The sequence below is a fragment of the Niveispirillum sp. FG148 genome (genome assembly GCF_057809655.1).
In genome coordinates, this window is record NZ_JBMDKJ010000002.1 from 51,205 (window position 1) to 74,974 (window position 23,770).

A 23,770-nucleotide genomic window follows, 5' to 3' on the forward strand; every position below is an offset into this window, starting at 1 on the left:
ACCGGATGCTGGCGACCGCCCCCTTGGTGGAGGGGCAGGAACATCACCTTCGCTGCGCGGACGAGATCGGCCGCCGCCTGTGCCGTGACGCGCTGCGGGGTGGCGGAGCCATCAACTGGCTGCGTGCTGAACCCGAATGGCGCGAGAACCTGCCCCAAGTGCTGGTCCGCCCCGTGGGCGCGGATCTCTATCAGGGAGTGGCTGGCATCGCCCTGTTCCTGGTCCTTCTGCATCAGCGTACAGGAGACCGGATGCAGGCCCGCGCTGCTGAACAGGCCCTGATGCTGGCGGAAAAGGGTGCTGCTGGTTGCGGCTTCTATACCGGCGCCGGGGGCGTCGGGGCGGTACTGATCAGCATCGGTCTGATGCAGGAAAATGACGGGCTGGTTGCACGCGGGTTGGCCCTGATTGGAAAGGCTGCGGCGGTCGACAAAAATCTGGACCTGCTGGGGGGCGCGGCGGGAATGATCCCCGTTCTGCTGACCCTGGCCCGCCATCACGACCGCCCTGAATTCCAGGACCGGGCCCTGGTATTGGGTGAATCCCTGCTTGCGGCGGGACAGCAGGGGCCGGATGGACTGTCCTGGCCCGACGGAAGCGACGTGCCGGCCCCGGTCGGCTTCGCCCATGGTGGTAGCGGCCTACTGCCCGCGCTGGCCAGCCTGCATCTGGCAACCGGCGACGCACGCTGGGCCGAGGCGCTGACCGAGGCGCTGCGCTATGAGCGCAGCCGCTTCGACGGTCGGGTTGGCAATTGGCCGGATTATCGGGATTCGGATGGAAAGCCGTCGCAGCAGCCCGTCTTTGGCGCGTCCTGGTGCCATGGGGCCGCCGGGATCGGCCGGTCGCGCTTGTGGCTGCTGGCGGCCGGTGCCCGCGACCCGATGCTGGAACAGGAACTGGAAGCGGCGCTGCGTGTGCTGGCCTCCGCCCTGTCGCGGCCGATGGGCATGGTGTCACCCGACTACAGCTATTGCCATGGTCTGGCCGGCCTGGCCGATCTGTTGCTGGATGCCGGCCTGTGGTCGGGTCGGGCCGATCTGACGGCGTTGGCCGCCACCGTCGGCTACCGCGGTATTGAACGGCATGCCGCCCCCCGCATTCCCTGGCCCTGCGCCGTCAGCGGGGTGGGGGAAGTGCCTGGACTGATGACCGGTCTGGCCGGAATCGGCCATTTTTATCTGCGCCTGCATGACCCCATGATGGCCGGCAGCCTGTTGCTGCCGGATGCCTATCTGGGCACGCGCAACCTGTCCATGGGAGGAGCAACGCGATGAACGACCCGAAATCCGGTCGGAGATTCCCCGGCCAGCCACCGCAGGATCAGGCCGCAGGCCGTATCGTCGTTTCCCACCGGACCGCCCCTTTCCGGGACGAGGACCAGCGCAAAACGGCGCGCGACCAGTTCGACCATTATGTCGACAAGGTGCTGAAACCCGTAACGGACACCAAGCGTCACAAGGAGGCACCGGGCGGCCATGGTCGCCGCATCCTGGTGCTGGAAGGCGATCCGGCGGAATTGCAGCAGAAATTGGCGGAACGGCCGGACCATCTGCTGGTCGAGCGGGAGATGCCCCGCCACATTCCACGCCCCCTGCCGCCGCCGTTGCGTGATCTGCATCGCCGCGTGACGCCGGAACCGGCGGCCCGGACGGCAGCGGAGAAGAAGGCGCTGGTGCCGTTGCGCATGACGGTTCTGGCCGACGGCCAGCCGGCCGAAGGCGCCCAGGTTGGCGTCTGGTTCGAAACAGGCGGCGGTGAAACCAAGCTGGTGCAGACGGTGGCGGATGCCAAGGGGCATGCTACCTTGTCGCATAAATCGGGCTGGACCCCATCGAAGGGTCTGATCCTGCCTTATGGCAGAGCCTGGAGCATGATGGTTGCTGCCCCCCATGACGGGCAGACGGTCAACCTGCCGCCGCTGCCCATGGCCCAGGGCCCGATCGGCTGGTGGCAGGCCCTGACCGGTCACCCCGCCTATGACCCGAACCGCGGTGCGGGCATCCGCGTCGGTGTGGTGGATACCGGATCCGGCCCCACGCCGCTTCTTGATCATGTCCATGGGCTGGGCGCATTCGTGAACGGCGACTTTCTGCCCGGCCCCGTGGCGGCCCAGGATGTGCAGGACCATGGCACCGCCGTCACTGGCCTTCTGGGCGCCCGCCCGCCCGCCGGGTCGACCGATTTCTGCGGTCTGGTGCCCGGTGCGGATATCGGGGTGATTCGCGTTTATGGAGAAACGGGTGGGGCCAGTCAGGTTGACATCGCGTCGGCCATCGACCTGCTTTCCATCTCGCATCTGGCAGATTTGATCAATCTCAGCCTGGGTGGCCCGGCATCCGCCATTGAACATGACGCCATCATCTCGGCCCGTCTGCGGGGCACGCTTTGCCTGGCGTCCGCCGGGAATGAAGAAGGCGGCGCTGTCACCTATCCGGCCGCCTATCCGGAATGTGTGGCCGTGTCGGCCTTGGGCCTGCTGGGCACGACGCCCGTCGGCAGCTTCGCCGCCAGTTGGACACCGGACACCTGGGACCGCTATAGCGTGGGCGGCATCTTTGTGCCCGACTTCATCTCGGTCGGCTGGCAGATCGACGCCATCGCCCCGGGCACAGGCCTGATTTCCACGATTCCATCACGGTACGGGCAGGAAAAGCCCTATGCGGATATGAGCGGCACCTCGCTGGCCGCACCTTTGACCACGGGTGTGCTGGCAGCGCTGCTGAGCCGGGACACCTATTACAGCAACCTGCCACGCACGGCGATCCGCGCTGATTACGCCCGGTATATGCTGAGCCGGCATCTGGTCAATCTCGGTGTGGCGCCCTGGTACCAGGGTTGTGGCGCCGCCTATGCGTATCCGGTGACATGAGGGCGGGCGGTCTGCGGTCACTCTGGCAGGCGCTGATCGTCCTGCTGCTGTCGCTGACCTTGTCGCAGGTCGCTGCGGGGCAGGACGCGCAGTCCCGTCGGCTTGCGGAAGAGAAGCGGGTGGTGGTTGCCACCGATAATCTCTACCCCCTGACCCATAGCAGCCTGATCTATACCCAGCCGCAGGCAACCCTGTTCCGGCTGACCCAGGGTGTGATCGGCCGCATGCATGGGGAACTGATCGCCTGCTCGCTCTGCACTCAGCTTCCCAACGCGCTGGACGGTTCGCTGACCACGTTCCAGGACGAGGCCGGACGCACCGTCACCCGGGCCAGCTTTGAATTGTTGCCCAACCTGCGTTGGGGTGATGGAACACCGTTGGATATCGGTGATGTGGAGTTCGGCCTGAAGGTAGCCAAGCGCTACCCGCCGCAGGTGCTGGACCCGACCGGCATCACGGCCCGCATCCGATCGGTCCGGATGGCTGGTGATCGGCATCTGGAAGTGCTGTATGAAGGCACCTTGTGCAAGGATCAGGTCTTCGTTCCCCCGCCCCTGCCCCGGCGTCTGGAGGAACCGCTGTTCTTGGCCGACCCCTCCACCTATCTGGACCGTACCCTTTATTACAAGGGCCGCAACAATCCGGGTCTCTATCTTGGTCCTTATATTGTTGAGTCCGAGACGGCGCCCAGCATCATCCGACTGCGGCGCAACCATAATTACGCGGGCCCCGCCCCCTATTTTGAGCGGGTGGACCTGCTATTCGGCGATACGGCGGCCGCTGAACAGGGCCTGATGAATGGCAGCATCGATATTCTGTTGCCGAAAAGCGTTCGGGAGGAGGCGCTGATCCGCTTCACCAAGGAACGTCGCGACAGCTTCAAGGTGATCTGGTCCCCTTCCTCCACCCTGACCTGGCTCACTCCCAACTTTAAACACCCGGCCCTGGCCGACCGGCAGGTGCGCGAGGCGCTGTATCTGGCTCTGGACCGCGAGACCATGGTGCGGGACCTGACGCTGGGGACGTCGCTGGTGGCCCCTGGATATCTCCACCCCGGCCTGCCGGCCTACACGGCAGGTTTCCCCCGCTACGGATTCGACCCTGCCCGGGCTGCCGCGCTGCTGGATGGTGCCGGATGGCGCCGCGACAAGACCGGACAGCGACGCAAGGTCACGGGGCAGACGCTGGAAATGACCCTCTCCTACCGCGCGGGCGACCGCGGCGTTGCGCAGGCGTTGGCCAGCGCCTGGCGGGCGATCGGCATTGCCGTCACCTTGAAGGAGGAGGTGGATATTATCGGGGTGTTCCGGGAGCGCAATTTCGACATGGTGTTGAGCAGCGTCACCTATGCCGCCAATTCCCCCGGAATGCCGCTCTATTTCCTGTCTACGGCCATCCCGACACCAGAAAATGGTATGCGTGGCCTTAATTTCACAGGCTCGCGCATTCCCGAACTGGACCGGACACTGGAACATATCGACAAGGCCGGCTGCACGCGGGATGACCAGCGCGCCGCGTGGCTGGATTTCCAGAAGGAGCTGATGGTGGAGTTGCCGCGCCTGCCCCTGTGGTTCAACAGTGTCGGCACAGTCTTCACCAACCGGTTGGAAGGGGTAGGCAACCCGCCCTTCGGTGATCCGGTCCTGACGGTCCAGCGTTGGCGCCCCAAGCCGGCATTACGGCCATGACGCGCACAGCTTTTCATCAAAGGCGCATATGATTGAATATCTGGCTGGTTTAAGCGATCCTTGGAAGTGGAGATGCGCCCCCGTGACGAAAGATCGGGACATGAAGGACCGCAGCCCGCGGAAAGGGATAAAGGGACGCACGTCCCATAGGTGGGTCAGATCGTGGCGATGATCGACGCCCGATCCACCGGTTCTGCGGTCCGCTGGAACGGCCGCCGTCTGGGGCCAGTGTTGCGGGCGCTCGTCCCCACGCTGGTTGTCATCATCCTGATGGCCGGGCTTTACAGTCGCGGCGGTCAGACCGTTCTGGACCTGTCTGCCGATAATTCGCTGATCCTGCGCAATATGGAAGCGAGTGTCCGCCTTGCCGATATCGGCAACCGGATGCAGGGACTGAGCGCCCGCTTCAACTGGATTCTCGTGTTGAAGGCAGCCGGGCGCGAAGGGATCGATGTCCGCACCGAATTGGAGAATGCAACGGCGGCTCTCGACAGCGTCATCTCGGACATGGAGACCTATCGCCGTGTCGATGCGCAACCAGAGCAGATCGCCGCCATCAACGACATGCTGAACGAGCTGTCGGATTATCGAAGCGCGGTGACCTGGGTTGGTTCCATGGTCGACCTCGATTATCCCAGCGCCGTCGCCTATCTGGAATCCTTCGGTCAGATATTCAGCCGCGTTCAGGTGCAGTTGGACCGAATGGTCAGCGACCACGGTAATCAGGCTCGCCAACTGGCGGCGGCCGCCGCCAGCCGGGCTGACACCACCATCCAGACCTTCCTGTTCTTCGCCATTGCGGTTTCGGCGGGTGCCGCCTTCGTCTCCTGGGTTGTGGGGCGGTATCAACAGCGGCTGCGCATCGACACGGAAATCCTGCAGGCGCAGGTGGATGTGCGCACGGCCGATCTGCGTCACGCCAATGCGGAGCTGGAGGCATCGACAGCCACGTTGAGCCGGTTGGGCCATGTCGGCCGTAATCTGACGGCGACGCTGGACCCGACCACCGTTTATGCCGCCCTGGCCCAAAGTGCTGGCGAGCTGTTGCCCACCGACGCATTCGGCATCGCGCTTCTGAATGAGGCGGGGGATGATGTCGCCTATGTGCTGTTCACACTGGACGGCGTGCCTCAGCCCGATCTGCCGCACTATCCGCTGACCCATCCCACGTCGCTGACGGTCAAGGCGCTGACCATGGAAGCGGATATGATGGTTCTGGATGCCGCCGCCGCCGCCACTGCCCCGTCAATGCAGGAAAGTGGCGATGCCCGGATGGCATCGCTTGCCTTCTGCACCCTGGCTTTCTCCGAAAAGGTGCTTGGCGTTCTCACCGTACAGACGCGGCGGTCCGGTGCCTATGGCCCGCGCGAACAGGACATCCTGCGTACGCTGGCGGCCAGTGCGGCCATCGCCATCGCCAACGCCCAGGCCTACCGGCGGCTGGACACCACGCTGACAGAACTGCGGGCGGCCCAGGCCCGGCTGGTGCAGCAGGAGAAGCTGGCATCGCTGGGTGGGTTGGTTGCCGGTGTGGCGCATGAGATCAACACGCCTCTGGGCGTCGCTCTGACCGGCACCAGCTTCATCGAAAGCCAATGTCTGGAGTTGAAGACCAAGGCAGATGATCGGCAGCTGAAACGGAGCGACCTGGACGAATTCATCAAGATCGCCAGCGAAGGCCTGCATGTCGTACTGACCAATCTGACGCGCGCTGCCGATCTGGTGCAGAGTTTCAAGCGCGTCGCCGCGGATCAGTCGCGGGAAGAGGCGCAACTGATCGATCTGGGTGAGTATCTGCGGGAAACGACGCGCAGCCTGGAACCGCTGCTGCGGCAAAGCCGGGTCGGGATCTCGCTGGATCTGGCCGAGGATGTCAATTTGGTGGTGGCGCCCGGCTCCGTCGCGCAGATTGTCACCAATCTGGTCCAGAACGCCGCCGTCCATGCCTTTGCCGGCATCAGCGATCCCATGATCACCATCCGCCTGTCACGCCCGGCGAACCTGGAGGAACCAGCCCGTTTCGCGGTTACCGATAATGGCGTCGGCATGACGCCGGATGTTGCCGCCCGCGCCTTCGACCCCTTCTTCACCACAAGGCGCGGCAATGGCGGAACCGGCCTGGGCCTGCATATCGTCCATAATCTGGCACGGGCAGCCCTGGGTGGCGATGTGGAATTGACGACGGCACCCGGCAACGGGACAACATTCACCATCACCGTGCCCCGTCGCCCGCCGGCCCGCGCGACCATCCCCACGGCGTGACGTCGGGCAGAATTCCCGATCGTCCTGCCGGTACCTGATCAACCCCGTTTTGGCGCGGTTTGCGCCGGACCAATCAGTCATAAATAATATTCACACACATGAGAGTGAATGTTGACATGGACTAACCATTGCCCCATCCTCCCCTGGCACGCTGGCGAACGACCGGCGGCCAATAGGGAGAACGCTTCACATGAGGGCCAAGCTGCTCGCGTCCGCCTGCGCGGTCGCGCTGACCACCATTTCGTCCCATGCAATGGCGCAGGACGCGCCGTCACCGCGCAAGGCTGCGACGCAGGAAGACGCGCTGCAGGAAATCATCGTGACGGCCACCCGCCGCGCCCAGAATATCAGCGAAGTCCCCCTGTCCATCACCGCCTTCTCGCAGGAAGACCTGACGATCAAGGGTGTAGTCGGCTATGAAGGGCTGGCGCGCGAAACGCCGGGTGTCGTCCTGAACCGGCCAAGCGCCAATTTTAACAATTTCACGGCCCGCGGCATCGCCACCAACGGTTACGGCGCCAACCTGCAAAGCACGGTGGCGGTCTATATCGACGAACTGCCCATCTCGACCATTGGCAACACCACGGTGCTGGACCCTACGCTGTTCGATGTGGAGCGGGTGGAATTCCTGCGCGGGCCGCAAGGAACGCTGTTCGGCTCCGGTTCCTTGTCGGGTGCCATGCGCATCCTGACCAAAAGCCCCGATCTGCGGAAATTCGACGCCGCGGCGCAAACGGATTTCGGCCTGACCGGGTCGGACAGCCTGCGCCAACGCTACAATCTGATGCTGAACACACCTCTGGTGGAGGATAAGCTGGCGTTGCGCATGGTCGGCTTCTACCGGCATGAGGAAGGCTATCTCGACAATGTCGGCACCGGCATCCACAATTCCAATACGTTGGAAAGCTGGGGCGGAAGGGCCATCCTGCAATGGAAGCCGGCCGAGCAGATGTCAGTGCGCCTGCTGGTATCGCGTGAGGACAGCAATCCGCGGGACAGTTCGCTGACAAGCCCGTCTCTGGGTGAGGAAAAGCGCATCTCCGACCGGCCCGACCTCTATTCGGGTGTCCTGACGACCTACAATGGCACTGTGGAATACCAGTTCGACGGGGCCAAGCTGGTCAGTTCCACCACATATTCCACCTTCGACCAGAAATTCCATGTCGACCTTGCCGGCACTTTCGGTGGCGCCATTGCCTTCGGCCTGGACGCCAACGGATATCAGGACACGTTCGTGGAGGAAGTACGGTTGGCCTCCGATCCGGGTGGCGACTGGGACTGGACCATCGGCGGCTTTTACCTGGATCGTCGGCATGACGTGGATTATTTCTATCGCTCTTCCCCGGCATTCCTGGCGGCGCGGCGCATCACCGGCCTTCCGGACGAATATTACCAGCGGCAGTACGTTCACACGATTTCGCATGAACTGGCCGGGTTCGGAGAGCTGACCTATCACGTCAATGAGAAGTTCTGGTTGACCGGTGGTCTGCGCTACGGCCGGCTGGACGCGCAGGGCTTTACGGAAGGCGGCTATAATTCCGCGTACCTGACCTGGGCCCTGACCGGACAGTCCGGCGCGTTGACCATGGTCCCCATCGCGCCGGCGACGGGCGTGAAGGCCAAGGGCTCCAAACCTTCCTACAAGGTCAGCGCTTCCTATCGGGCCAACGAGGCCATCACGACCTATGCCAGCGTCTCCACCGGCTTCCGCGCGCCCGTGGTCAATGCCTATGCCGGGCGGCCCAGCGTCGTGAACGCCAACGACCTGATCATCCCCTATGGAGCCAGTTCTGACGATCTGACCAATTATGAGCTGGGGCTCAAGGGGCGCTGGCTGAATGGCAAGCTGACGGCGCACCTCGCGGCCTACTACATCGACTGGAAAAACATCCAGGTGCAGGCCAACCGGACGTCGGACAGCGTGCAGTTCGCCACCAATATCGGTGCTGCCCGCAGCAAGGGCATCGAATTTGAAATCGCCGCCGTCCCGGCCACGGGCCTGACCATCGGGCTGAACGGATCGGTAAATACCGCCAAGGTAACAAAGCTGTCAGCGGCGGAGGCCGCCATTTCCGGGGCGGTGGAGGGTGCGCGCCTGTCGTCCCCGCGCTTCCAGGGGTCGGTCTTTGCCCAGTACTGGGTCAATCTGGCCCCGGAACTGGATGGTTTCGCTACCGCGAACTGGCAGCATGTTGGCTCCTTCCCCTCCTCCTTCCCCAATGTGCCGGGCGCGCCGACACGCGTCAGCCCGACCTATGGCCACACCGACAGCTACAGCAATGTCAACGCCAGCTTCGGGATCACGAAGGGGAACTGGACGGGAACGGCCTATGTGGAGAACCTGTTCGACGATCATTCGATCACCTACATCCACCCGGAAGCCTTCCTGGCCAGCCGCTTCGGCACCATGCGCCCGCGCACCGTGGGTATCCGCATCGGGTACGAGTACTAAGCGATGAAGATAAACCCGTCCCCCCTGCACGGTCCGGCGGCTGGTGCGCCGCCGGACGCCCGCGCCTGGTATGTGCTGGGTGCGCTGTGTTTTGTCTATGTGCTGAACTTCCTGGACCGGCAGCTTCTTTCCATCCTGGCCAAGCCGATCCAGGATGATCTGGGCGTCACGGATGGGCAGCTTGGACTGATCAGCGGGCTCTATTTCGCGCTGTTCTACTGCACCATCTCCATTCCGGTGGCCTGGCTGGCCGATCGCACCAACCGGGTGCGGGTCCTGTCGATCGCCTGTGCGTTGTGGAGTGCGGCAACCGTCGCCTGCGGTCTGTCATCGACATATCCGCAGTTGGTGCTGGCCCGCATGTCGGTCGGTGTGGGGGAGGCCGGTGGCGTCCCCCCCTCCTATGCCATCATTACCGATTATTTTCCGCCGGGGCGTCGGGGCACGGCACTGGGCCTGTTCAATCTGGGCCCGCCATTGGGCCAGGCGCTGGGCGTGGCTTTCGGTGCCTCCATCGCGGCGGCCTACAGTTGGCGCAGCGCCTTCGTGGTACTGGGCGTCGTCGGCATCGCCGCTGCCCTTCTTGTCTGGACCACAATCCGGGAGCCCAAGCGGGGCGGGTTGGATCTACCAGAGGCCGGAACCGCACCTGTCGCCCCGGAAAAGGCCGGGTTCGGGGAAACGGTAGCCATGTTCTTCGGCCGCAAGGACTTGGTGCTGCTGTCGCTGGCCTGCGGCGCTACGCAGTTCGTCACCTATGCCGTGATGAATTTCACCGTCCTGTTCCTGATGCGGGAAAAGGGGATGAGCCTGCAGGAGGTGGCGCTCTACTATGCGCTGTTGATCGGGGTCGGCATCAGCCTGGGCATGTACGCGTCAGGCCGCCTGATCGACCGGTTCGGTAGCCGGTCCAGAGAGGCCTATGCCCTGATTCCGGCCGTCGGTTTGGTTGGGGCCGTGCCCTTCTTCGCGGGCTTCGTCTGGGCGCCGGGCTGGGAACTGGCGCTGCTGTTCCTGATCGGGCCGACCTTCTTCAATTATTTCTACCTGTCCCCTGCCGTTGCCTTGGTGCAGGAGGCGGTGCGGCCCAATCAGCGGGTCATGTCTGGTGCTTTGCTGCTGCTGGTCATGAACCTGATCGGGCTGGGCCTGGGGCCGACCTATCTGGGGGCGGCCAGCGACTATTTCCGCGCGGCCAACCCGGACAACTCACTGCAACTCGCGTTTTACACCCTGATTCCCTTCTACTTCGTCGCCATCGCCCTGTTCCTGGTGCTGGCGCGGGTGCTGAAGGGGATGACAAACCGGAATGGAGGTCGCTGATGCGTCTTTCCCTTCGACTTGGGGCCTGTGCGGCAGCCGCCCTTCTGTCCTTTGCCGCCCTGGCGCAGGAATCCCCTACCGTTACCGCACCAGCCGGTACCTTTGCGGGCCGTGCCAAGGATGGTCTGGCCGTCTTCAAGGGCGTTCCCTATGCCCTGCCGCCCGTGGGCGAACGCCGCTGGAAAGCGCCAGAACCCCTGCCCGTCTGGACCGGGGTTCGCGATGCGGGCGAGCCGGGCCGGGCCTGCGTGCAGCCACGTCCACGTCTGGCCAGCATCTACGCCAATCCACCCCGGGAAATGGGGGAGGATTGCCTGTTCCTGAACATCTGGGCGCCGCAGGGTACGAAAAACGCCCCCGTGCTGGTCTGGATCCACGGCGGATCGCTGACCGGCGGTTACGGGCATGAGGAGATGTATGACGGATCAGCCCTGGCCAGGCAGGGCCTGATTGTCGTCTCCATCAATTACCGCCTGGGCATCCTGGGTTATCTTGCGCATCCGGGGTTGAGTGCCGAGAGCCCCGACGGCATCTCCGGCAATTACGGTCTGCTGGACCAGATTGCCGCCCTGCGCTGGGTCCGCGACAATATCAGCGCCTTTGGCGGCGATTCCGGGAAGGTCACCGTGGCGGGCGAGTCCGCCGGCGCCCTGTCGGTCATGTATCTGATGGCCTCTCCCCAGGCGCGGGGCCTGTTCACCAAGGCCATCGCGCAAAGCGCCTATATGATCTCCACACCCGAACTGAAACAGCCACGCAATGGCGAGTTCGCGGCCGAGGGGATCGGCACCTATGTGGCCGGCAAGGTGGGGGCCGCCGATGTCGCGGCCCTGCGCGCCATGGACGCGGAAGCCCTGACCGCGGACGCGGTGAAGGCCGGATACATCCCCTTCGGTACCGTCGATGGCAAGGTGCTGCCGGCCCAGCTGGTGGAGATTTTCGACAAGGGGCAGCAGGCACCGGTCCCGATCCTGGCTGGTTTCAACAGCGGGGAAATCCGGTCGCTGCGTTTCCTGCTGCCACAGAAGCCCGCGGACGGCGCAGCCTATAAGGCGACGATCCGGGAACGGTACGGCGATCTGGCAGACCTGTTCCAGCACCTCTACCCGGCCGGCAATGTCGAAGAAAGCATGCTGGCCACCACGCGTGACGCGCTCTATGGCTGGACGTCGGAACGGCTGGCGCGCAACCAGACGGCGCTGGGCCAGAACGCCTATCTCTATATTTTCGACCATGGCTACCCGGCGGCGGACGAAAAGGGGCTGCACGCCTTCCACGCTGCCGAAATCCCTTATGTTTTCGGCACGGCCGACCGCACTCCGCCACTCTGGCCCAAGGTGCCGGACAACGCTGCCGAACGCCGGCTGTCCGCAGCCATGAACAGTTATTGGGCCAGCTTCGCCATCACCGGCCGGCCAGCGGCAGAAGGGCAGCCGGCATGGCCGGTATTCGGCAAGACAGAAGGGTACATGGCCTTCTCCGACGTCGCCAAACCGGGGGAACGGATGCGACCGGGCATGTTCGCCCTGCATGAAACGGCCGTCTGTCGGCGTCGGGCGGCGGGCACCATGCCCTGGAACTGGAATACCGGCGTGGCCTCGCCTGTGTTGCCGCCCAAGGGGAATGTTTGCTGATGCTGGACGGAACCATGCAGGATTTCCCGCTGACGCTGGACCAGTTCCTGCGCCACGCAGCGAAATGGCATCCAGATGCCAAACTGGTCACGGCACGGGAGGGGATGGAGCCCGCCCGCATCGGCTATGCGTCGCTGATGGAACGCAGTCTGGCTGTGACAACCCTTTTGGTCGGATACGGGATGCGGGCCGGTGATCGGGTGGCGACGCTGGCCTGGAACAGCCAGAGCCATGTGGAAGTCTGGTATGCCATCATGGGAGCGGGTGCCATTTGCCACACCCTGAACCCACGGCTGACGGCTGACCAACTGGCGTCCATGCTGGCCCAGTCCCAGGCGCGCATCCTGGTGGTCAGCGCTGATCTGGTGCCGCTGGCCCGACAGATCGCGGCATTGTCACCCGGCCTGTCCACCATACTGGTCATTGATGGGGAGGCCCCGGCCGACTGGCCTCAGGCCACCACGCTTGAACCGTTGATCGCGACGGCATCACCCGATGTGCTGTGGGGTGGGTTCACGGAGACGGCGCCATCGGGGCTTTGCTTCACCTCGGGCACAACGGGTGCACCCAAGGGCGTGACCTACACCCACCGTTCCAGTTTCCTGCATACACTGAAATTGCTGCAGACCGACGTCATGGCCCTGTCCGGCCGCGACAGTGTGCTGGTGGCGGTACCCATGTTCCATGCCAATGCCTGGGGCCTGCCCTTTGCCGTGCCGGCGGTGGGTGGGCGGCTGGTGCTGCCCGGCCGGCACAATGACGGTGCCAGTCTGGCCCGCCTGATCGCGTCCGAGCAGGTGACAGTCGGGGTCGGCGTACCGACAGTCTGGCTGGGGCTGGTGGAACATCTGGAAGCGACAGGCGGCACGCTGCCCAGCCTTCGCCGCATTATCGTCGGTGGATCCCCGCTGCCGCCGGCGCTGATGCAGCGGATCGAACAAAGGCTGGGTGTCATTGTTCAGACCAGTTGGGGCATGACGGAATTGTCGCCGTCCGGCACCGTTGCACCCGCCAACGATCCCGTGCGTGACGCTGCCCTGTCGGGACGGCCGTCGGTCGGGGTGGATTTGTTGCTGACCGACGCCGACGGTGTCGCCCTGCCGGAACAGCGCGGGGCCGAGGGGCATCTTCGCGTGCGGGGTATCGCCGTCGTCGATCGCTATTTCGGACAGGTGGAGCCGGCGACGGATGCGGCCGGCTGGTTCGCCACGGGCGATCTCGCCCGTATTGATGCGGCCGGCAATCTGATGATCACGGGCCGGGCCAAGGACCTGATCAAATCGGGAGGGGAATGGATCAACCCGGCAGAGATCGAAGCGCTGGTCGGCGCCCTGCCACAGGTGTCGCTGGTGGCCGTCATCGGTCGTGTCCACCCCAAATGGGGTGAACGTCCCTTGCTGCTGGTGGAAACCAGGGCCCCGATCGATGATGCTGATCTGCTGGCACCGCTGTTGGGCAAGGTGGCGCCCTGGTGGTTGCCGGACGAAATCATCCGGCTGGACAGCATGCCTTTGGCGGGAACCGGCAAGATCGACAAAATGCGCCTGCGGGTCCAATATGGCGCCCGGTGAACGGATGGACAGCCCCAGCGTGCCGTCCATCGGCAGGACAGGCAGCAACGGAAAGACCAAGTGGTGTCTGAACAGGTGAAATCCCGTCGGCGCTCGACCAAGGCCGAGCAGCGCGCGGAGATGATGGAACAGATCCTCGACGAGGCGGAGTATCTTTTCTCCAAGCATGGGCTTTACGGTGTCACGCTGAAGGATGTGGCACAGCGCGTGGGGGTCCACCACACGCTGCTGAACTATTATTTCGAGGATAAGAAGAAGCTGTTCGACGCGGTCTTTGCCCGTCGGGCCGCAGTCACCAGCGAACGGCGCATGACCGTGCTGGAGGAATATGAGAAGGCCACTGCCGGCCATCCCACAGTGGAGGGCGCGCTGCATGCCTTCCTGGACACCGACCTGGATCTGTATATCGAGGGTGGAGAGGGCTGGAAAAATTACGCGGCCCTGGGCGCCCAGGTGGCCAATACCCCGGAATGGGGGGCGGAGCTGATGGACAAACATTTCGATCCGGTCGTGCTGCGCCTGATCGAACTGCTGAAGAAGGCCCTGCCCGGCTGTGCGGAAGAGGACATCTTCTGGGGCTACCATTTCGTGACGGGGGCTTTGCTGCTGACCCTGGCACGGACGGGGCGTATCGACAAGCTGTCTGGCGGTGTCTGCAAATCCGATGATTTCGCCGCAGTGAAGGCCCGCATGGCTGCGTTCATGGCAGCAGGCTTCAAGGAAGTCTGCAAGCCGCGGCAAGGGTGAACCCGGTCTTGGCCCCCGCCGACGACCCGGCGGGGGCATTCCATCTACCGTGTCACTGCGGCCACCGGTGCCGTCCAACCGCTGGACGCCAGTTCGCGTTCGGCCTGCATGAAGCCATAAGTGGGCACGATGTCGCCGGTGCGGTCAGTCACCGCAGCCAGCCGCTCCACCACCTGCTCGCCTGCATCCGCACCGCTGCCGATATGGCAACCCTGGGTCAGGGTGATGTTGGCTGTGGCGAAATGGCCGGCGCCGGCACACAGGATGGTGCGCGTCGGCGCATCATCGCACACCAGCGGCAGCAGCGCCGGGCTGACCAGCGACGGATGAAGCCGTTCCAGGCTGTCTCCGGAAAGCACGCCGTCCGTCATCTGCGTGGCAGCCGTGGGCGCCAGGCAGTTCACGCGGATATTATGCTTCTCCCCCTCGATGCCCAGGGTCTGCATCAGGCCGACCAGGGCCATCTTGGCTGCCCCGTAATTCGCCTGTCCGAAATTGCCGTAAAGACCGGAAGACGACGTGGTCATGACGATGCGACCATGACGCTGGGCCCGCATGACTTCCCACACCGCCTTGGTGCAGATCACGGCCCCCATCAGATGCACCTCCAGCACCAGGCGGAAATCATCCAACCCCATCTTGGCAAAGCTCTTGTCACGCAGGATGCCGGCATTGTTGACCAGGATGTCGATGCGGCGCCATTCATCCAGGGTTCGGGCGACCAGGGTCGCCACGGCAGCCTCGTCCGTCACCGACCCGGCAATGGCCATCGCATCGCCACCGGCCGCGGCGATCTCTACCGCGACGGCGTTGGCTGCTTCCTGGCTGAGGTCGTTGATAACAACTTTCGCGCCCTGGCGGGCCAGGAACAAGGCATGCTGCCGTCCCAGGCCCCCGCCGGCCCCCGTCACAATTGCGATCCGTCCCTTCAACATCATTCCCGGGCGCTCCTCTTTCCGGTTTTGGTGCGCCTGTATAGCTGAAATAATATTCACTATCAAGATAGTGAATATTTTATGGCGTAAGCCGCAAGTCAGCCAGATCGCAACCGGACATCAGGCGGAACGCTGCCGTCCGACAGCGTGACCGACCGGAAAGCCCATCCAGCTGCCGAAGAGAGAAATTGCGAAAAAACAGCAGGAATCCAATCTTGACATTTATCAAGATGATTTCAGAAATTTATCAATCTTATAATTCACAATACTCAATAAATACAAAAATCATCCATTTTTTCGCCTGGATCAAATCTATTTATTGTCTACTATACATGCTCTGATTTGATCCTGATCAATGTCTGCCGTCTGTCCATCACGGTATTGATTTTCCTGGCAAACAATCTTGCTGGCAGGACGTCATGCACGCCAATCCCGACACACGACGGAAAGAGCTTCTGAAGTTCCTGTTCCTCGCCTTCGTTCTGATCCCCGGCCTGTCGGTCGGGGTCGTGGGCGCCTTCGGATTTGCCGTCTGGATGTACCAACTGGTTGCCGGTCCGCCGGGCATGTGAGGGAGGGGTACCAATGAAAACCGACCTGTCCCGCCGCGCCCTGTTCGGCCGCCGGCCTGATACAGAGGTACAGCCGGCCGCGCCGTTGGCTGTCATTGCCGCCACCTGCCTGGCGGAAAACGGCGCCTACTGCCGAACCTGCGCGGATTCCTGCCCGGAGGGTGCCATTCGGTTCCACCTGCTGCCGCGTGGCCGGGCGCGCGGCGATGTCGATGCCGACCGTTGCACCGGGTGCGGCGACTGTCTGCCCCCCTGCCCTGCCGGTGCCATCAGCCTGATGGGCACATTGGAGGAAGCGCATGGGCACTGAAATCCACATTTCCAGCTTCATCGTCCATGCCCGCCCCGATGCCATCGCCGACCTGTCGGCTCGCCTGCTGACCCTGGATTGTGAAATCGTACCCAGTCAGGGCGACATCAGCCGCCTGATCGTGCTGGTCGAAAGGACCAGTGACCGGGCCGTCGCTGAAACCCTGGACGCCATCAACGCCCTGCCCGGCGTCTACAGCGCCCTGCCCGTCTATCACCACGCCGAACCTGCGGCGGCCCTTGCGGAGCCGATGCCATGACCCTGACACGACGCGACTATCTGAAGGCGCAGGCGGCTGCAACGGCCGCCGCCACCGCTGGCCTGACCCTGCCGGCCGGTGCCACGCAACTGCCCACGGGTGCTGACAGCAAGATGAAATGGTCCAAGGCCGCCTGCCGCTTCTGCGGCACGGGCTGCAGCGTCATGGTTGGCGTGAAGGACGGGCGCATCGTCGCCACCCACGGCGACCAGAAGGCCGAGGTCAATCGCGGCCTAAACTGCGTGAAGGGCTATTTCCTGTCCAAGATCATCTATGGGCAGGACCGGTTGACCATGCCCATGCTGCGGATGAAGGACGGCCGCTATGCCAAGGATGGGGAATTCACCCCCATCACCTGGGACCAGGCCTTCGACATCATGGCGGAGAAATGGAAGGCGACGCTGAAGGCTAAGGGGCCGGAGGCCATCGGCATGTTCGGGTCCGGCCAATGGACCGTGCATGAAGGCTATGCCGCAGTCAAACTGATGAAGGCCGGGTTCCGGTCCAACAATATCGACCCCAATGCCCGGCACTGCATGGCCTCTGCCGTGGCCGGCTTCATGCGCACCTTCGGCATCGATGAGCCGATGGGTTGCTACGATGATATCGAAGCCGCCGACGCCTTTGTGCTGTGGGGCAGCAATATGGCGGAGATGCATCCGGTCCTGTGGACCCGTGTCACCGACCGCCGTCTTGCCAACCCCGATGTCAAGGTGGCCGTGCTGTCGACGTTCGAGCACCGGTCGTTCGAATTGGCCGACATTCCCATGGTGTTCACGCCGCAGACTGATCTGGCCATCCTGAACTACATCGCCAACCACATCATCCAGACGGGGCGGGTGAACAAGGAGTTCGTGGGCAAGCACACGACCTTCGTGAAGGGCCGCACCGATATCGGTTATGGCCTGCGCCCCGACCATCCGCTGGAAAAGGCCGCGGAAAACGCCGGCAAGGCCAACGATTCCGATCCGATCAGTTTCGAGGAATATGCTGCGTTCGTCGCTCCTTACACGCTGGAGAAGGTGGCCGCGCAATCCGGTGTGCCGGCGGCCCGGCTGAAGGCGCTGGCGGAGCTGTACGCAGATCCGAAGATCAAGGTCACCAGCTTTTGGACTATGGGCTTCAACCAGCATACGCGCGGCGTCTGGGCCAACAATCTTGCCTATAACATCCATCTGCTGACCGGCAAGATCGCCCAGCCCGGCAACAGCCCCTTCTCCCTGACCGGCCAGCCCAGTGCCTGTGGCACCGCGCGCGAGGTGGGCACCTTCTCCCACCGCTTGCCGGCCGACATGGTGGTGACGAACCCCGAACACCGCGCCCATGCCGAACATCTGTGGAAACTGCCCGAGGGCACGATCCCGGCCAAGCCCGGCTTCCATGCCGTGCAGCAGGACCGCATGCTGAAGGACGGCAAGCTGAACTGCTATTGGGTGCAGGTGAACAACAATATGCAGGCCGCCCCCAATACGGGGAATGAAACCTGGCCCGGCTACCGAAACCCCGACAATTTCATCGTCGTCTCCGACGCCTATCCCACCGTCACCACCATGGCGGCCGATCTGATCCTGCCCGCCGCCATGTGGGTGGAAAAGGAAGGTGCCTATGGCAATGCCGAGCGCCGCACCCAGGTCTGGCATCAACTGGTGAACGCGCCGGGCGAGGCCAAATCCGACCTGTGGCAGCTGGTGGAATTCTCCAAACGCTTCAAGGTGGAAGAGGTATGGCCGGAGGAATTGCTGGCCAAGGCCCCGGAATATCGCGGCAAGACCCTTTACGACATCCTTTATCGCAATGGACAGGTGGACAAGTTCCCTGTCGGCGAATGCGACCCGGCCTATGAGAATCGGGAGGCGAAGGCCTTCGGTTTCTATCTGCAAAAGGGCCTGTTCGAGGAATATGCCAGCTTCGGCCGCGGCCACGGGCACGACCTTGCCCCCTATGAGCGTTATCACGAGGAGCGGGGTCTGCGCTGGCCGGTGGTCAACGGGCAGGAGACGCGCTGGCGCTTCCGTGAAGGCAGCGACCCCTATGTGCCGGCCGGCGAAGGATTCCGGTTCTATGGTCACAAGGACGGCAAGGCCCGCATCTTTGCCCTGCCCTATGAACCGCCGGCCGAAAGCCCGGACAAGGAATATCCTTTCTGGCTCAGCACCGGCCGTGTGCTGGAACATTGGCATTCCGGGTCCATGACCCGGCGCGTGCCGGAACTGCACAAGGCCGTGCCGCAGGCCCTTTGCTACATGCACCCCGATGACGCCCAGGTCTTGAATATCCGGCGCGGACAGGAGGTTTTGGTCGCGTCGCGCCGGGGCCAGGTACGGGCGCGGGTGGAAACCCGTGGGCGTAACAAGCCGCCGCGCGGCCTGGTCTTCGTGCCCTGGTTCGATGCGGACGTTCTCATCAACCGCGTCACGCTGGACGCCACCGACCCGATTTCCAAGCAGACCGACTTCAAGAAATGTGCCGTGCGCATCACGCCGGTTGAAGGGGCCTGAGCCATGAAAAAGCTGCGCACCCCCCTGTTGCTGGCCCTGCTGGCGGCCCTGCCGCTGCTGGCCATGCCGCTGGCCCAGCGGGCGCTGGCCACCGATCCCGCGACCACCGCGACCACGGCCAGCACCCGTGATGTGAAGGCCAGCGGCCGCCCTGCTTTCACCGGGGCCGAAGGCCTGACGGTGCAGGAAGCCCCACCCATGCCCAAGGACGCGACGGATGATAAGCGCCGGCAGCGCAATTATCCCGAACAGCCGCCCGTCATCCCCCACGCCATTGCCGGTTATCAGCTGGACCTGCGCGCCAACAAGTGCCTGACCTGCCACGCCCGTGAATTCACGGGCGACAGTCAGGCACCCATGATCTCCGTCACCCACTTCCAGGATCGCGACGGGCAGGTGCTGGGGGCCGTGTCCACGCGCCGCTATTTCTGCCTGCAATGCCATGTGCCGCAGACGGAGGCGCAGCCGCGCGTGGTCAATACCTTCCGTGACGTGGACAGCGTGATCCGCGATGCCCATTCCCCGGTAACGGAGGGCAAATGATGGGCATCATCCGGCGGGCCGTGGATCTGGCCAGGATGGTCTGGGCGGCCTTCAACCGCCCTGCCGGTCATCTGGGCATCGGTTTCCTGACCATCGGCGGCTTTTTGGCCGGCGTCATCTGGTGGGGCGGCTTCAACACCGCGTTGGAAATGACCAACAAGGAAGCCTTCTGCATCTCCTGCCACGAGATGCGGGACAATCCCTATGCCGACCTGAAGCAGACCATCCATTATTCCAACCGATCCGGCGTGCGGGCCACCTGCCCGGATTGCCATGTGCCCCATAACTGGACGGATAAGATTGCCCGCAAGATGCAGGCATCCAAGGAAGTCTGGGGCAAGGTCTTTGGCACCGTCGATACGCCGGAAAAGTTCGAGGCCAAGCGCAAGGAGTTGGCGGGCCATGAATGGGCCCGGCTGAAGGCCAATAACTCCCTGGAATGCCGTAACTGCCACAGCGCCGACAGCATGGATATCACCCGCCAGGGTGCCCGCGGCGCGGAAGCGCATCAGCGGTTCCTGTTCACGGGTCAGGCCACCTGCATCGACTGTCACAAGGGCATTGCCCACCGTCTACCCGACATGACGGGTGTGCCGATCTGGACCATGCCAGCATCAGACAAGCAGGCAGCACCTCAACCCTGATACCGCCGGCCGGCAACGCAAAGCGACGCGTGCCACGGCCCTTGTTCAAAGCGACGGCCAATGCGGCCGGCCCGATTCAATCAAACCGTCCGGGCCGGGTCGGGTCCCTGCTGGCTTTGCCACAAACGGGCATAGAGGCCCTGGCGGGCCAGCAGTTCCGGGTGGGTTCCCTTTTCGGCGATCCGCCCTGCCGCCAACACGCAGATCATGTCGGCCTGCATGATGGTATGCAGGCGATGGGCGACGATCAATGTTGTCCGGCCTTTCGCGAAACCCTGCAGAAAGCCCTGAATCGCCTGTTCTGTTTCTGAATCAAGGGATGCTGTTGCCTCGTCCAGCAACAGGATGGGTGAGTCCTTCAGGATGGCGCGCGCCAATAGCAGCCGTTGACGCTGGCCCGCCGACAGCCTTGTTCCCCCTTCGCCGACGGGCGTGTCATATCCGCGCGGCAGGCGGCTGATGACATCATCCAGATGCGCGGCCTGCGCGGCGGCCATCACAGCAACTCGGTCGGCATCCGGTTGGCCCTGGGCGATATTGGCGTGGATCGTGTCGTCGAACAGGCCGCCCTCCTGGCTCACCAGCGTCACCTGCGCCCGCAGCGAGGAAAGCGTGACATCGCGGATATCGATGCCGTCGATCAGAACGCGGCCGCACTCCGGATCGTGAAAACGCGCAATCAGGTTCAGCACCGTCGATTTACCCGCACCGGAAAGGCCGACCAGCCCCACCGTAGCCCCCGCCGGGATGTCCAGGCACAGATCATCCAGCACGGCCGGACCGTCCCCATGGCCAAAACAGACATGGTCGAAACGGATGGCACCGGCCGATGCCGGCAGCATCCCCGCCCCCTGTCTGTCGCCGATGACCGGTGCCTGATCGGCCAGGTCGAACAGCCGCGCCAGGGCGGCATCGGCGTTGCGTCTGGCCACCTGGGCAGAGGCGATGCGGCGCAACACCAGCGACAAGGCCACGAAGGCGCTGGTGAAGGTGACCAAGGTCCCCGTGCCCAGCCCCGGCAGGCCCGCACCACCGATCAGAACCAAGGCTGCCAATCCCACCCCGCCCACCAGTTCCAACAGGGGCATGGAAAGGGCGTGGACGCGGATTTCCGCGGCGTAGGCGTCCGTCATACGGTCCATGGCCGCCCAGGCCTGCGCTACCTCCGCCTTTTCCATCCGATAGATCTTGACTTGCCTTATCCCCTGTAACAACTGCCCCAGCCGCGCCGCCATGCGGGCAATCTCTTCATGCAGACGGTTGGAGTGGCTCGCCGCCTGCCGTCCCAGCCAGCGCACGGGAAGGCCGCTCAGCCCCAACGCCAGCATCGTCAGCAGGGTCAGCCGCCAATCGACCCAGAACATCCAGGCGGCAATGACCAGCGCCGTCACGGTGTCGCGGCCCATGGCGCCCAGCCCCGGCCCCAGCATGTTCTGGACCAGCAGCGTGTCGCGCTGCACCTGGGTCACCACGCCGGTCGACACCCGTGTTTGCAGGAAGGAGAGGTCGGCCGCGATCAGGCGGGCCACCACCTGCTTTTGCAGTTCGGAGACGGCCTGCGTACCGGCCACCGACAGGGACACGGTCTGCCAGTAGGCACCCAGCCCACGCAGCGCCGCAAACAGGATGGCCGCGCCAGCCAGTCCCCGGAATTCCGCGGCGGTCCCGCCCGCGACGAAGACGCCATCGATGACGCGCGTCAGCAGGTTGGTCTGCGCCCAGGTACCCGCCGTCACCAGGGCCGTACCCACGCACCACACCATCAGCCGACCCCGCGACCGGTTCCACATCCCCCCGAACAACCGCAGCCAAAGCCGCGCGGGTTCCGTATCGGCCCGCATGTCAGAAGGTCCGGGTCACGCTGAGCGCGAGATAGTCGCGATCGGACAGCCACTGCTTTGCGGGCGGGCCCATATAACGGGTCAGGCTGAGGCTGGCCTTCCAGACGGACCGGTACGTCGCTGTTACCGCCAACTGCATGTCAGCCGCCCCGGCATTCTGCACCCGATATCCGAAACTGTGACCGGAGATGGTATAGCCGACACCAATGGGGACCGTCAGGTCCAGGTTGGGCAGGACCCGGAAATAGCGGGGTTCCAGCATCACCCTTATTTTCGTGGCGGTTCCCTTCCATTGCGGCCTGAACGATACCGGATCATGGTCCAGCACCTTATCGACCATGGTTTCCGCATTCAGATCGGCACTGTCCCACAGGGCGGATCGGCCCAGCGCCTGGGTCACCGACAATTGTCCATGCAATGTCTGGCCCGTGACATAGGCGTTGTAGACGCTCCCGTCGCTTCCGGCCGATCCGGCCAGATAGAGTGGCATATGACGGCGCAACGATGCCTCGCCTGAAACCATCCCGTCTCCGACCGACGCGCTGACACTGGCGCCGTAAAGCTGAATGCCGCCAGGATAGACCAGCCGGTAATAGCCGACGGGACCCGTAGTGGCGGGTTCGGTGACCCGCAGCAGATGTTGCGGGTCCAGGGCGTTATAGCGCAGGGCGTAAAGCCCGTAGTCGACATCGCCGATCACGGCATGCAGCGACAGGCCGAACTGCCCCTTGCCCGACGGTTCGCGGTCGGGCCGCCGGACCAGATAACGCCCCGGCGCGACATAGAGTCGGTCGGCCCCGGCACCGAACTGATCCAGATAGGAGAAATAGGTGCCGCTGCCGGCCAGCCGGGTCGGTCGCCATTCAAGCTGGTGGTAGAATGACAGGGCCAGATCGGCGGTGGGCTGCAGGGTCAGCGACACCTGCCCGACCGGACGATAGGTATCGCTGCTATAGGCGCTCTGTACCCCGACGGGACGGGTATAATCCACGGGTGCCTGCGCGGCGGCGATGGATTGTGGGTCATAGAACAGGCTTTCACCCCACAGCAGGGTCTGCCGCCCTACCCGCAGCGACAACGGCATGTCCGCCACGGTGAAGGAACCATAGACGAACCCTTCGCGCCACTCGGCATGCTGTCCGTACAGATCACGGACGGCAGGGGCGAAACGGCCCGGCGCCGCAGTGCCTGCATTGGCGGCCGGCAGGGCCTGGGCATCCGTGCCATTGCGATAAACCTGATCATACCAGGCAGCGGCACTGGCATGCAGTCCCCAGTCGCCGGCCGTCATATCCAGCGCGGACAGAATATCCAGACGATTCGAGATCAAACCGCGTGTGAAATTGCGGTCGCCATCGTCCCAGTTGAGATCGTCCAGCAGAGCCGTATCCTGGCGGGCGACGCGACTTGCCAGTGTGTAGCGCAGCAGATTGTCCCAGCGGACCGCGATGGCATCGTCACGGTAAAGCTCGGCGGCAGTCACCGGCATGGCAGCCGACAGCATCAATGTCAGCCCGGCCAGCATCGGACCGGTCGCGATGGCCGGGGACAATGGCCGCCGGGGGCGACAAGCCTCTTGTTTCACCCTTCCCCCTGGGTAATGATCGCCCGGCCCCGCG

The 23,770-nt window shown here is 63.9% G+C and carries 18 protein-coding genes; 15 read left to right on the forward strand and 3 right to left on the reverse strand.

Going from position 1 to position 23,770, the window contains the following annotated elements; translation table 11 throughout:
- Positions 1-5: 5 nt before the first annotated feature.
- The 9 genes from ACODTW_RS02120 (at position 6) to ACODTW_RS02160 (ending at position 14,549) form a co-directional block, all read left to right on the forward strand.
- A complete protein-coding gene (locus tag ACODTW_RS02120; RefSeq protein WP_488944518.1) occupies positions 6-1,277 on the forward strand; it encodes a lanthionine synthetase LanC family protein in 1,272 nt (423 codons plus the stop codon).
- Entirely contained in the window at positions 1,274-2,872 is a 1,599-nt protein-coding gene (locus ACODTW_RS02125) for a S8 family peptidase (protein ID WP_488944225.1), read from the forward strand. The genes ACODTW_RS02120 and ACODTW_RS02125 overlap by 4 nt, the downstream gene beginning before the upstream one ends.
- A complete protein-coding gene (locus tag ACODTW_RS02130; RefSeq protein ID WP_488944226.1) occupies positions 2,869-4,560 on the forward strand; it encodes an ABC transporter substrate-binding protein in 1,692 nt (563 codons plus the stop codon). Before ACODTW_RS02125 ends, ACODTW_RS02130 begins: the two co-directional genes overlap by 4 nt.
- 168 nt (positions 4,561-4,728) lie before the next feature.
- Positions 4,729-6,822 (forward strand): GAF domain-containing sensor histidine kinase, encoded by a 2,094-nt coding sequence (locus ACODTW_RS02135; protein ID WP_488944519.1) that lies wholly within the window; start codon positions 4,729-4,731, stop codon positions 6,820-6,822.
- Positions 6,823-7,012: 190 nt separating this feature from the next.
- Positions 7,013-9,274 (forward strand): TonB-dependent receptor, encoded by a 2,262-nt coding sequence (locus ACODTW_RS02140; RefSeq protein ID WP_488944227.1) that lies wholly within the window; start codon positions 7,013-7,015, stop codon positions 9,272-9,274.
- 3 nt (positions 9,275-9,277) lie between these two features.
- Complete coding sequence (locus ACODTW_RS02145; RefSeq protein WP_488944228.1) at positions 9,278-10,597, forward strand: spinster family MFS transporter; 1,320 nt, start codon at positions 9,278-9,280, stop codon at positions 10,595-10,597.
- On the forward strand, positions 10,597-12,231 hold the full coding sequence (locus tag ACODTW_RS02150) for a carboxylesterase/lipase family protein (RefSeq protein WP_488944229.1): 1,635 nt from the start codon (positions 10,597-10,599) through the stop codon (positions 12,229-12,231). Before ACODTW_RS02145 ends, ACODTW_RS02150 begins: the two co-directional genes overlap by 1 nt.
- Positions 12,231-13,802 carry an AMP-binding protein gene (locus ACODTW_RS02155; RefSeq protein WP_488944230.1) on the forward strand — a complete coding sequence of 524 codons (1,572 nt, stop codon included), beginning with the start codon at positions 12,231-12,233 and terminating at the stop codon, positions 13,800-13,802. Before ACODTW_RS02150 ends, ACODTW_RS02155 begins: the two co-directional genes overlap by 1 nt.
- Positions 13,803-13,862: 60 nt before the next feature.
- A complete protein-coding gene (locus tag ACODTW_RS02160) occupies positions 13,863-14,549 on the forward strand; it encodes a TetR/AcrR family transcriptional regulator (RefSeq protein WP_488944231.1) in 687 nt (228 codons plus the stop codon).
- Positions 14,550-14,593: 44 nt separating this feature from the next.
- Here the strand turns inward: ACODTW_RS02160 and ACODTW_RS02165 are convergent, their stop codons facing one another.
- Complete coding sequence (locus tag ACODTW_RS02165) at positions 14,594-15,487, reverse strand: SDR family NAD(P)-dependent oxidoreductase (protein WP_488944232.1); 894 nt, start codon at positions 15,485-15,487, stop codon at positions 14,594-14,596.
- A gap of 416 nt (positions 15,488-15,903) precedes the next feature.
- Here ACODTW_RS02165 and napE point away from each other — a divergent pair, with 416 nt between their 5' ends.
- From napE to ACODTW_RS02195, 6 genes are read left to right on the forward strand one after another with little or no spacing between them, the layout of a single operon-like run.
- The gene (gene napE / locus ACODTW_RS02170; protein ID WP_488944233.1) at positions 15,904-16,056 is read left to right on the forward strand and encodes a periplasmic nitrate reductase, NapE protein; all 153 of its coding nucleotides are present in this window, start codon (positions 15,904-15,906) and stop codon (positions 16,054-16,056) included.
- A 13-nt stretch (positions 16,057-16,069) separates the two neighbouring features.
- Positions 16,070-16,366 (forward strand): 4Fe-4S dicluster domain-containing protein, encoded by a 297-nt coding sequence (locus ACODTW_RS02175; protein ID WP_488944234.1) that lies wholly within the window; start codon positions 16,070-16,072, stop codon positions 16,364-16,366.
- A complete protein-coding gene (locus tag ACODTW_RS02180; RefSeq protein WP_488944235.1) occupies positions 16,356-16,625 on the forward strand; it encodes a chaperone NapD in 270 nt (89 codons plus the stop codon). The genes ACODTW_RS02175 and ACODTW_RS02180 overlap by 11 nt, the downstream gene beginning before the upstream one ends.
- Positions 16,622-19,123, forward strand: a complete 2,502-nt coding sequence (gene napA / locus ACODTW_RS02185; RefSeq protein WP_488944236.1) for a periplasmic nitrate reductase subunit alpha — start codon at positions 16,622-16,624, stop codon at positions 19,121-19,123. Before ACODTW_RS02180 ends, napA begins: the two co-directional genes overlap by 4 nt.
- 12 nt (positions 19,124-19,135) lie before the next feature.
- Positions 19,136-19,666, forward strand: coding sequence for a nitrate reductase cytochrome c-type subunit (locus ACODTW_RS02190; protein ID WP_488944520.1), 531 nt, complete (start codon positions 19,136-19,138; stop codon positions 19,664-19,666).
- Positions 19,666-20,310, forward strand: coding sequence for a NapC/NirT family cytochrome c (locus ACODTW_RS02195; RefSeq protein WP_488944521.1), 645 nt, complete (start codon positions 19,666-19,668; stop codon positions 20,308-20,310). Before ACODTW_RS02190 ends, ACODTW_RS02195 begins: the two co-directional genes overlap by 1 nt.
- A gap of 80 nt (positions 20,311-20,390) precedes the next feature.
- Here the strand turns inward: ACODTW_RS02195 and ACODTW_RS02200 are convergent, their stop codons facing one another.
- Complete coding sequence (locus ACODTW_RS02200) at positions 20,391-22,073, reverse strand: ABC transporter ATP-binding protein (protein WP_488944237.1); 1,683 nt, start codon at positions 22,071-22,073, stop codon at positions 20,391-20,393.
- A gap of 79 nt (positions 22,074-22,152) precedes the next feature.
- Complete coding sequence (locus ACODTW_RS02205) at positions 22,153-23,676, reverse strand: DUF1302 domain-containing protein (RefSeq protein WP_488944238.1); 1,524 nt, start codon at positions 23,674-23,676, stop codon at positions 22,153-22,155.
- Positions 23,677-23,770 lie beyond the last annotated feature (94 nt).

Excerpts from the sequence above, each read along its gene's own strand:
- ACODTW_RS02120 (WP_488944518.1), top strand. The coding sequence starts at position 6 with ATGCTGGCGACCGCCCCCTTGGTGGAGGGGCAGGAACATCACCTTCGC.
- ACODTW_RS02125 (WP_488944225.1), top strand. The coding sequence starts at position 1,274 with ATGAACGACCCGAAATCCGGTCGGAGATTCCCCGGCCAGCCACCGCAG.
- ACODTW_RS02130 (WP_488944226.1), top strand. The coding sequence starts at position 2,869 with ATGAGGGCGGGCGGTCTGCGGTCACTCTGGCAGGCGCTGATCGTCCTG.
- ACODTW_RS02135 (WP_488944519.1), top strand. The coding sequence starts at position 4,729 with ATGATCGACGCCCGATCCACCGGTTCTGCGGTCCGCTGGAACGGCCGC.
- ACODTW_RS02140 (WP_488944227.1), top strand. The coding sequence starts at position 7,013 with ATGAGGGCCAAGCTGCTCGCGTCCGCCTGCGCGGTCGCGCTGACCACC.
- ACODTW_RS02145 (WP_488944228.1), top strand. The coding sequence starts at position 9,278 with ATGAAGATAAACCCGTCCCCCCTGCACGGTCCGGCGGCTGGTGCGCCG.
- ACODTW_RS02150 (WP_488944229.1), top strand. The coding sequence starts at position 10,597 with ATGCGTCTTTCCCTTCGACTTGGGGCCTGTGCGGCAGCCGCCCTTCTG.
- ACODTW_RS02155 (WP_488944230.1), top strand. The coding sequence starts at position 12,231 with ATGCTGGACGGAACCATGCAGGATTTCCCGCTGACGCTGGACCAGTTC.
- ACODTW_RS02165 (WP_488944232.1), bottom strand. The coding sequence starts at position 15,487 with ATGATGTTGAAGGGACGGATCGCAATTGTGACGGGGGCCGGCGGGGGC.
- napE (WP_488944233.1), top strand. The coding sequence starts at position 15,904 with ATGCACGCCAATCCCGACACACGACGGAAAGAGCTTCTGAAGTTCCTG.
- ACODTW_RS02175 (WP_488944234.1), top strand. The coding sequence starts at position 16,070 with ATGAAAACCGACCTGTCCCGCCGCGCCCTGTTCGGCCGCCGGCCTGAT.
- ACODTW_RS02180 (WP_488944235.1), top strand. The coding sequence starts at position 16,356 with ATGGGCACTGAAATCCACATTTCCAGCTTCATCGTCCATGCCCGCCCC.
- napA (WP_488944236.1), top strand. The coding sequence starts at position 16,622 with ATGACCCTGACACGACGCGACTATCTGAAGGCGCAGGCGGCTGCAACG.
- ACODTW_RS02195 (WP_488944521.1), top strand. The coding sequence starts at position 19,666 with ATGGGCATCATCCGGCGGGCCGTGGATCTGGCCAGGATGGTCTGGGCG.
- ACODTW_RS02200 (WP_488944237.1), bottom strand. The coding sequence starts at position 22,073 with ATGGTGTGGTGCGTGGGTACGGCCCTGGTGACGGCGGGTACCTGGGCG.
- ACODTW_RS02205 (WP_488944238.1), bottom strand. The coding sequence starts at position 23,676 with ATGCTGGCCGGGCTGACATTGATGCTGTCGGCTGCCATGCCGGTGACT.